Origin of the sequence: Halobacteriovorax sp., assembly GCF_041587335.1 — a bacterium.
GTDB lineage: Bacteria > Bdellovibrionota > Bacteriovoracia > Bacteriovoracales > Bacteriovoracaceae > Halobacteriovorax.
Map to the genome: position 1 here is coordinate 1 of NZ_JBFGYP010000121.1, position 8781 is coordinate 8781.

The window sequence follows — 8781 nt, forward strand, 5'->3', positions numbered from 1 at the left end:
CCTTTGATATTACTAAGAAATTATAACTTTAAAGTATGAAATAAGTATGGAAAGAATACTTTTCCATTTTAATCATTAGGATGTGAATCAAGAGATACAAGATATAGGGTGTCTAAAATGAGAGTATTATAATTTATAGTGGTCAGTGGATGCTATATGACTAGGGAGATATCTACATATAAAATATTAGTTTTTTTTTAATCTATTATTTCTTAAGATTATTGACACAGTAGTCTCTAAGTTTTTTAGATTTAAACAGGACACCATTTCTACTTTTGCCAAAAAGAGGAAATCTTTCTATTTCCAAACTTGTGTTAATATCCCCTTCTTTCTCTATCATTTCTTTATAGTATTCAAAAATTTGTGAGTCCATCTGCACAACTTGATACCTATTTAAGTAGAGCATTTTAACTTGAGTTTTTTGACTAGATATTTCATGATAACGAGAGTTTGCTTTGGCCATTGCTGCATACTCTCCTCCAAGATGTTCAATAGCTCCCTGCCAAGATATCAAAGAGTATTGAGATAAGTCTGAGATTTTTTCAAGTTTGATTTTGTTCGACTTTAGAGTATATGCAAAATTCTCATAAGAATAAAGCTCTCCTGTATAGTATCCTTTCAACTTGAAAGTCTTTATCATATTGGGGCTTATATCTGATACAGCACTGGCACGACCACCTTGATACTCAGGTAGCCTTCTAGAGTATGGTACATAAATAGGTTTAATCTTAATATTAGAGCCCTTGAGGCAATCCTTAATTATATTATAAATTATACCTTTTTCCTTAGTGAAGGAAATCCAGGGAGGAAGCTCTTCTCCAAAGGAAATATTCAAGACCTCCTCAGATCGGACACTAGAAGAAATAATGATTATGAATAGTATAAATGTTCTCATTACTTCCTAAAATTTTACTTAATTAAATAATACATAAGTAACATCTAATATATGATTAAGATAATTTATATTTGTATGTATAATAAAAAGAAAGATATATATAAGCAATGTACAACTTAATAACAATACAAGATTATGTTCCATACTTTAAACACAGACACTTATTATAATACTCTTACAATTATGAATCTGTGTAAGAGAAAGTAAAATTATAATTGAGACTGAGCAGTATAAATGGCCAAAGCTTCCTGAGCAGTTAAAGCACGGTTAAAGAATGCAAGCTCATCAACCATACCAACAAGATCACGACTTTCTGATTTTGCATTTCCGATGAAAGTAACGATATCACTAGGTAGTGAGCCACTTCCTTCACTTTCTATAATAACACTTTTTTCATATCCATTTACAAATATAGAAACTAACCCTGTTGAATCTCCAGGAAAAGGATTTGATAAATTAACATTGACAACAACATGCACCCACTCATTTTCATTAAAGGCATCTGCACTATCTAATTTAAATCGAGATGTCCCCGAAGTACCTTTAACTTCTAACTGAACTCGTTGCCCACCTCTATCATGAAGTCTATATCTGTCTGACTCAAATACATATTGAGTCACATTCTCTTCATCTGAAGAGCTATAGTGCCAAAAAGAGACTGAGAAAACATCAAGTTCCTCTAGAGGAAAATTTGCATGATCTCCATCACCATCAAAACTTAAAGCTTTATTTATCTGACCATCAACAAAAGGGATAATACCATCACTGAGATCAACAGAGTCTCTTACCTCAATGGCGTCTTGTCCGGCGCTTCCATAATCTGTAAAATTTGAATCAAATTTATAATAATGAACTAAGCTAGAACTGTGATCACCTATTATAGTTCTTATGTCATTTAAATCATATTCAGATTCTATAACTCGTAAGACGTTGAACTCAGCATCCCCTTTAATACAAGAGACTGTAAGAGTTAAAAAAAGAGAGACTACAAGCACCTTCATTAAATTTCCTTTATTCAACTAATCATCGTCAGTTACTTAAAAATAATTTAGCATGACAATTAACTCTTCTTAAATATTCCTATAATATCAACATGATAAAAATGTTACTTAAATAAAACTCATACTGAACCGACAAGTATTTGTGCTAAAACTACTTATTTTCACATTTTTGATCTCCTCACCTACCCTTGCCTACAATGTGAGTATAGAGGGAGAAGGTGACTTAAAGGACTGTGTTTCTGATCAATCAGAAGAGATGTTTCATTGCCTAAATGACGAAGGTGAAAATTTTTTAATAAAGAATAAGAACTGGGAATTCATTGCTCTAAAAAAGGACTCTAAAGGTGCTTACAGTCCTGTTGAGGTCTATTATATCTCAGATAAAAATGATACCCCCATCTTTTCAGCAAGCTTTAACAGACATGACCTAGAAGAAGAAGAGAAGCCTAGATACCAAGGTCCATTAAATGATTACATAAATAATGAGAGATATCTTTATAATGACTTCTTTAAAGACAATGATAAAAAACAAATAAATTCAGGAAAAGAAAGACTCGATAAATTCTTCAAAGAGTCAAAACTTGAAATTGAAAAAAAGAAAAGAAGTATTGAAGAAAAAATAAAATCTAAAAAATTCAGAATAAAGCTTAAAGATGGTCAAGAAGTTAAGTGCACTAGAAGCAATAGAGAAAACTGCTCATTACTTAACTGTGAAGAAGATGCACAAGGAATTGAAAGGAAAATTTTAAATCCTAAGAGCTCTTTTTTCATACAACTCGAGTCTTTTGGATTTAAGAGTAATCAATTTACTGTACCAGAAAATACAGTTCTAGGACTTTATGACAATAGTGGAAATGAACTCATAAGCTACACTGAGAGTGATTCAAGTGTTTTTTCTCCAGAGATGTTAGTTCCTGCCAAATTTAAAGGTAATCCAAGACTCTTTAATGATCTTAAAGAGCCGGCCTATAAAAGCTCTTTGTCTCATAATCTAAGAGGTTGTGAACAAAAAACTATAAATAAGTTTTTAGATATATATGATCAGACTCAAAAAGACCTTCGAGATGCCTCTATGCTTCAATATATAGATATTGCAAATGGTATATTAGAGAGTAACTATATAAATGACGAATCGATACCTGGAAGCTCATGCTACTATAGAGGTGCATATTACTCTCCACCGGCCTACAAGAAAGCTCTAGAGACTGCAGTCATGAGTAAAAGAACTATAAGCATGGATAGAGCTCAAGAGCTACTAGACCTTGCTGCATTTAGAAAAGACATAGCTTGGGATTACACAATTGATGGGTGCTACGCTCGCGCCCATATTATGGCACGACTATTTGAAGATCAGGGAGTTCATGTAGATAAGGCATGGCTTAGAGGTAGCCTCCAAATACCTGGCCAAGCAAAAGGAATGAATTGGGGATATCATGTAGCTCCCCTTGTATATGTAGAAGGAGCTAATGGAGAGGTTCAAGAAATGATTATAGACCCTTCTATTTCACAAAAACCAATCACTCCCAAAGAGTGGGCAAGTATAATGAATGTCAACTTTGATGAAACTCAACAAGTCTCATACCCTACTCCAACTAACACAGCTTTCTATAATAAGACTAGTTACAGTGTTACTAATACAAATCCTTATTGGCCTGATTATAATGATAAGCTTACTGAGTATGATAAAGAAAGTATGGCCCAAGAAACAATGATTGAATTTGGTGGATCTCCTCAGTCTAATGAGGAGTGGGATCAATGGGAGTATTAATGAAGTTATTAATCCTATTACTACTTTCTATTTCCATTAGTACTAATGCAAAAGAATCAATAGGCCAAGTAACAGTGACATCAATAAAAAAGGAGTCAAAACTAAGTTTTCTTGTACTATTTAAAGAGAAGGCCGCTGTATATAAAAGTTCTTCTAAGAATATAAAGTGTTTGAATACTTCTATTCATGAAAAAAGACCTGTTCTAATCAAATGGAATATTAATACGTTAGAAATTTCAGACTGCAAATCAAAGAGAAAATCACCATAGTTTTAGACATTTGACCATAAGTAACATATTGAATCAGAATGAAAAAACTAATCTCAATATCTATATTTATACTTACACTTAACTCATTAGCATTAACTCGTGACAATATTGTAGAGATCACGAAACAAGGTCATGTCGGCCTAGACTATTCAGTAGTGAAGCATGTTCTTTTCTCAACAGTAGATAATATCAATGGAGTCGTTTGTAGCGCATACACACCAAGTCAATGTAAGGAAAGATATTATAAAGACCCTACTCAACTATCTTTAAAGAAAGATGTTCAAAACTTTAAATTAAATATAGAGCACACATGGCCTCAATCAAAGGGAGCAAAAGAGCAACCAGCAAATAGTGATATGCACCACTTATTTGTTACAAGTAAAGAGTCAAATAGTATGAGAGCTAACCTTCCATTCTGTAATGCAGAATATGACTACTGGCAAATGGATGGAAGTATTCAAGGGTTTGATCAATATGCACAAGATTGCTTTGAGCCTCAGAATAATCATAAAGGAAATGTAGCAAGAGCAATGTTCTATTTTTCCATTAGGTATAACTACCCTATTGATCAAGATCAAGAGTCTGTCTTTAGAGAGTGGAATACGTTAGATCCAGTTGATAGTAGAGAATTAGAAAGAAATGAAATAATAAGATCTCTACAAGGGAACACTAATCCATTTATAGAGAATTCAAATTTAGTCGATTTTATAGATAACTTTTAATACACATAAAATTAAATCAGGCTTAAAATACTATTCTCATTATCAGTAAACATGTGCTTACGTCCTTTAAATTCTTTATATAATTTTTCATGAGCAAGTCTAGAGAGTTCATCTTCTCTCTTATCGTATTGTCTAATCCAATCGATTAACATACTTAAATTTGAATCTTGCTCTTCTTTTGAAGAATATTTATGTGGCTCCCATGGTCTCTTCTTAGCATTAGAGACACATAAGTCCACTGGAATGTTCATAAAGATGATATCGCTCGAACTTGGTAAAGCAAATCTAATTAAGTCAGAATAACAACCTTCAATAACCCAAGAGTTATGACTTTTAATAAATTTTAAAATTTCTTCTTTTGAATCTAATAAAGCTCTTCTTTCTGGAGGAGAAGTCAACTCCCATGCAAGAGTATCTAGGTCTAAGTGTGCTAAACCTTTCTCGAGACACAATTGCTTAGCAAGAGTGGACTTTCCTGAAGAAGAATTACCAAAGATAATAATTTTTCTCATCCTACACCTCTATTCATTTAAATAAATTAACTTATACATAATTATAATAGATAAGAGCTCAAAGTATAAAAGAAAATGATACACAAACTTCATTAATAATATAGCCTTAAAATGTCATGATAACTCATATCTATAAATCAAGTGAAACTAGCGTAAAATAGATACTTTAGACGGCAGAACATAAACGATAGCTAAATAATGAGTAAGTATGAAACAAATTATTATTTCTCTACTATTGTCTTTAAATTCATATGCACTAGATAAGATATACTTAGACTCTCCTCCAAGTGGAGACTTTTCTCGTCGAGGATATGCTTCAGAATTACTCACATTGTCACTCGAAAAGACAAAAAAGAAGTATGGTCCCTATGAAATTTCGCATAAGGAAAAAATGTCAAGGGATAGGGCCTTAAGGGAGATGCAAACGGGCACTATAAATGTTTATGATGCTCCAACTAGGAATGAGTGGGAGGAAGCGACAATACCTATTTTTATTCCTTTAACAAAGGGCCTATTGAGTTACCGATTGCTATTAATAAAAGAAAAAGATCGTTTTAAATTTTCAAATGTTAAAGAAGTTGATGATTTAATAAATTTAAAAGCAGGTCTTGGATCACAGTGGAGTACCACACAAGTATTAAAGGCCATAGGAGGATTCCAAATAGTAGAAGGGAGCAGTTACGAAGGGTTGTTTACAATGCTAAATGCTGGACGCTTCGACTACTTCATTAGAGGAGTAAATGAAATATTCGGAGAATATGAAAATATTAAAGAAAAATTTGAAGAAATAATAATTGAACAGAGCCTACTCTTATACATACCAATGCCTATGTACTTTTTTGTATCAAAAAAGCATCCAGAACTTGCAAAAAGAATTGAGGAAGGACTTATTATTGCCATAAATGATGGTAGTTTTAATGAGACATTTCTTAAGCATCATAAGGAAAACATAATGAAAGTGGACTTTAAAAATAGAGTTTTTCTAAATATAGGGAACCCCATTTATAACAAAAACATCAAATACTTTGGTACTAAATTCTGGCTAGATCTAGAAAGCTTAAGAAGTATAAAGTAAAACATCTTGAATATTAAAGAGCACACAAAAATTTAAAAGGGTCACTTATTTAGAAAGCCTTATTACTTTGAAGAATTAAAGTGAATAATCATATTTTTTAATTCCAAACTATACATAAAATTAAGATATTTAATTTGATATAGATCATAGACTATCAAGTTATTCTATATAAAAATTTGATAGTATTACTAAGGAGTGAATTTGAAGAGTTTTGATGTATTAATATTAGGTGCCGGATCAGCAGGACTTACTGCTTTCGGAAAACTTCGCCACTCACTAAATGTAGGTATTATAAATGCCGGTTCTTATGGTACAACTTGTGCGAGAGTTGGTTGTATGCCATCTAAAGTCCTAATTCAAGTAGCAGAGGACTACCATAGAGCAAAAATCCTTAAAGATAAAAACTTAGTTACTTCAGACATAGGATCAATTAATACACAAGAAGTCATGTCATATATGAGGTCTATGAGAGATAAGTTTGTCAGTGGAACAAATCGTGCCCTGCTAAATATCGGCGATAGTAAAATTGACGGTACAGCTATATTTGTTGATAAAAATACTGTTAAAGTAAATGACGTTCTATATAAAGCAAAGAGTTTCATTATTTCAGTTGGCTCAAAACCTTTTGTTCCAGAAGCTTGGAAAGCTTTTGGAGATTTAGTTATTACAAGTGATGAGGTTTTTGAACTAGAAAAAATACCTTTAAAACTTGCTGTAATAGGTCTTGGACCTATTGGTTTAGAGCTAGGACAAGCTTTCCACCGTCTAGGCTCAAAAGTTACAGCATTTGATTTATCAAATACTATAGCAGGGATTACGGACCCCTCTGTAGCAAAAGAAGCTATCGAACAAATAGGAAATGAATTTACAATCCATCTAGGATCTGGTGTTGAACTTAAAAAAAATAACACAGGAATTGAAGTTTCTAACGGAGCTGAATCGGTTATTGTAGATAAAGTCCTTGTAAGTATGGGAAGAAGAAGTAACGTTCCTTCAACTATGATTAAAAGTATTAATATACAATGTGATAAAGATGGACTTCCACTCAATATAAATCCACTCAACTTAAATATTCCAGAAACAAATATCTATATTGCGGGTGATGCTAATGGAATTAGACCAATACTTCATGAGGCTTCTGATGAAGGTCGTATGGTTGCGGAATCTATATTAAATGGAAAACCTATATCCTTTAAGAGAAAAACACCAATGGGTATTTGCTTCACATCTCCACAAGTTATCAGTGTTGGACAAAAATGGTTAGAAGTTAAAGATAACCTAAATATTGTTGTTGCAGAAGATCACTTCACAATGGGAAGATCGAAAGTGATAGGAGAAAAAGGTTTAATGAAAGTATATGGAGAGAAAACTACTGGAAAAATCTTAGGAGCTGAAATGGTTGGCCCCCAAGTAGAACACTTAGCTCACTACCTAGCTCTTGCTATTGAAAAAGGCACTACGATATCAGAATTACTACAGATGCCAATTTATCATCCAACAATCGAAGAGAGCTTAAGAAGTACCCTTCGCTCTCTCGCAAAAAATATGGGAGGAAAGCAAGTATCAGAAATTTGCTGTCTAAATTCAAAGGAAAATTGAAATAGAACTGTTTTAACTTCTACTCTTTAGATATTTTTGAACATTTCTGACTGTTCCAGCATTAATTATTTTTTCAAAGCCTAGTGCTCGCAAAATAACCTTAGCGATAGCACTCCTTGTACCAGTTACACAAAAAACAACAACGGGTACATTTTTATTAAGCTTTATCGACTCTCTCTTTAAAGCGTTTACTGGAATATTAGTACTCTTTGGTAAAGAATAAGCTAAGAATTCATTTTTTGATCTGACATCAACGAATTGGATAGTATCAATATCCTCTATAGCATCCATTTCTTTTTTAGAAACTTTTGATCGATAAATTTTTATAGTAACAACTACTATAATAATTAGCACTGGCCAATATTTAGAAATCTTAAATATAAATTCCGAATTCAATTTAACCTCATATTATACTAGTTTGTTATTCAATTTATATAAGTTAGGAGTAATAAAATAATTTCAATGTTCCCTTCTTATAAATCCACCTAGGAATTCTAACATTAATTTAATAGATATCGAAAAGGTAGATGTATAATATAATATTTGAAAAGATATGTTATTACGCAATAATACTCTTTATATATATTCTAGAAATAAGGTCTTAAACTACTTTTCCATAGAGAAACACATGTTAAAAATAATTGTAATTCTAAACATTATCGCTTTCAGCTCAGTAAAAACTTTAGCACAATGTCAGAGTCATAACGTAAGGCTTCAAATCCTTGGATCAGGAGGCCCAGAATTAGATGACGGGCGTAACTCTAGTAGCTATATAATTTGGTACAAAAACAAGGCAAGGGTCCTTATAGATACTGGCCCAGGAACGAGTACGAGTTTTAGTCAATCGGGAGCAAAGTTTGAAGATCTTCAGGCAATACTCTTTACTCACTTTCATGTTGATCACAGCGCAGACTTTCCTGCCTTAATTAAAGGAAGCTTC

General features: G+C 32.5%; 10 protein-coding genes. 6 read left to right on the top strand and 4 right to left on the bottom strand.

From position 1 onward, the window contains the following. Positions 1-205 precede the first annotated feature (205 nt). Together ABX784_RS13625 and ABX784_RS13630 are read right to left on the bottom strand one after the other, a co-directional pair. Positions 206-895 (bottom strand): hypothetical protein, encoded by a 690-nt coding sequence (locus ABX784_RS13625; protein WP_372655607.1) that lies wholly within the window; start codon positions 893-895, stop codon positions 206-208. Between the two features lie 209 nt (positions 896-1104). Next, a complete protein-coding gene (locus ABX784_RS13630) occupies positions 1105-1896 on the bottom strand; it encodes a LamG domain-containing protein (RefSeq protein WP_372655608.1) in 792 nt (263 codons plus the stop codon). Between the two features lie 142 nt (positions 1897-2038). Between ABX784_RS13630 and ABX784_RS13635 the strand changes: the two genes are divergently transcribed. The 3 genes from ABX784_RS13635 to ABX784_RS13645 are packed head-to-tail and all read left to right on the top strand — an operon-like array spanning position 2039 to position 4655. After that, positions 2039-3664, top strand: a complete 1626-nt coding sequence (locus ABX784_RS13635; protein ID WP_372655609.1) for a protein-glutamine glutaminase family protein — start codon at positions 2039-2041, stop codon at positions 3662-3664. Further along, a complete protein-coding gene (locus ABX784_RS13640) occupies positions 3664-3933 on the top strand; it encodes a hypothetical protein (protein WP_372655610.1) in 270 nt (89 codons plus the stop codon). The genes ABX784_RS13635 and ABX784_RS13640 overlap by 1 nt, the downstream gene beginning before the upstream one ends. A gap of 38 nt (positions 3934-3971) precedes the next feature. Continuing rightward, complete coding sequence (locus ABX784_RS13645; protein ID WP_372655611.1) at positions 3972-4655, top strand: endonuclease I family protein; 684 nt, start codon at positions 3972-3974, stop codon at positions 4653-4655. Between the two features lie 11 nt (positions 4656-4666). On the opposite strand, the gene ABX784_RS13650 is transcribed toward ABX784_RS13645, so the two are convergent. Beyond that, the gene (locus ABX784_RS13650; protein ID WP_372655612.1) at positions 4667-5167 is read right to left on the bottom strand and encodes a shikimate kinase; all 501 of its coding nucleotides are present in this window, start codon (positions 5165-5167) and stop codon (positions 4667-4669) included. Positions 5168-5375: 208 nt separating this feature from the next. Between ABX784_RS13650 and ABX784_RS13655 the strand changes: the two genes are divergently transcribed. Further along, a complete protein-coding gene (locus ABX784_RS13655; RefSeq protein ID WP_372655613.1) occupies positions 5376-6242 on the top strand; it encodes a substrate-binding periplasmic protein in 867 nt (288 codons plus the stop codon). Between the two features lie 201 nt (positions 6243-6443). After that, the gene (locus ABX784_RS13660; RefSeq protein ID WP_372655614.1) at positions 6444-7841 is read left to right on the top strand and encodes a dihydrolipoyl dehydrogenase; all 1398 of its coding nucleotides are present in this window, start codon (positions 6444-6446) and stop codon (positions 7839-7841) included. Positions 7842-7853: 12 nt separating this feature from the next. On the opposite strand, the gene ABX784_RS13665 is transcribed toward ABX784_RS13660, so the two are convergent. Continuing rightward, the gene (locus ABX784_RS13665) at positions 7854-8195 is read right to left on the bottom strand and encodes a rhodanese-like domain-containing protein (RefSeq protein WP_372655615.1); all 342 of its coding nucleotides are present in this window, start codon (positions 8193-8195) and stop codon (positions 7854-7856) included. A 274-nt stretch (positions 8196-8469) separates the two neighbouring features. Between ABX784_RS13665 and ABX784_RS13670 the strand changes: the two genes are divergently transcribed. Next, the coding region (locus ABX784_RS13670) for an MBL fold metallo-hydrolase (protein ID WP_372655616.1) at positions 8470-8781 on the top strand (312 nt) is incomplete at its 3' end.

What these genes read in the sequence shown, in the direction of transcription:
- ABX784_RS13625 (WP_372655607.1), bottom strand. Translation starts at nt 895, where the DNA reads ATGAGAACATTTATACTATTCATAATCATTATTTCTTCTAGTGTCCGA.
- ABX784_RS13630 (WP_372655608.1), bottom strand. Translation starts at nt 1,896, where the DNA reads ATGAAGGTGCTTGTAGTCTCTCTTTTTTTAACTCTTACAGTCTCTTGT.
- ABX784_RS13640 (WP_372655610.1), top strand. Translation starts at nt 3,664, where the DNA reads ATGAAGTTATTAATCCTATTACTACTTTCTATTTCCATTAGTACTAAT.
- ABX784_RS13645 (WP_372655611.1), top strand. Translation starts at nt 3,972, where the DNA reads ATGAAAAAACTAATCTCAATATCTATATTTATACTTACACTTAACTCA.
- ABX784_RS13650 (WP_372655612.1), bottom strand. Translation starts at nt 5,167, where the DNA reads ATGAGAAAAATTATTATCTTTGGTAATTCTTCTTCAGGAAAGTCCACT.
- ABX784_RS13655 (WP_372655613.1), top strand. Translation starts at nt 5,376, where the DNA reads ATGAAACAAATTATTATTTCTCTACTATTGTCTTTAAATTCATATGCA.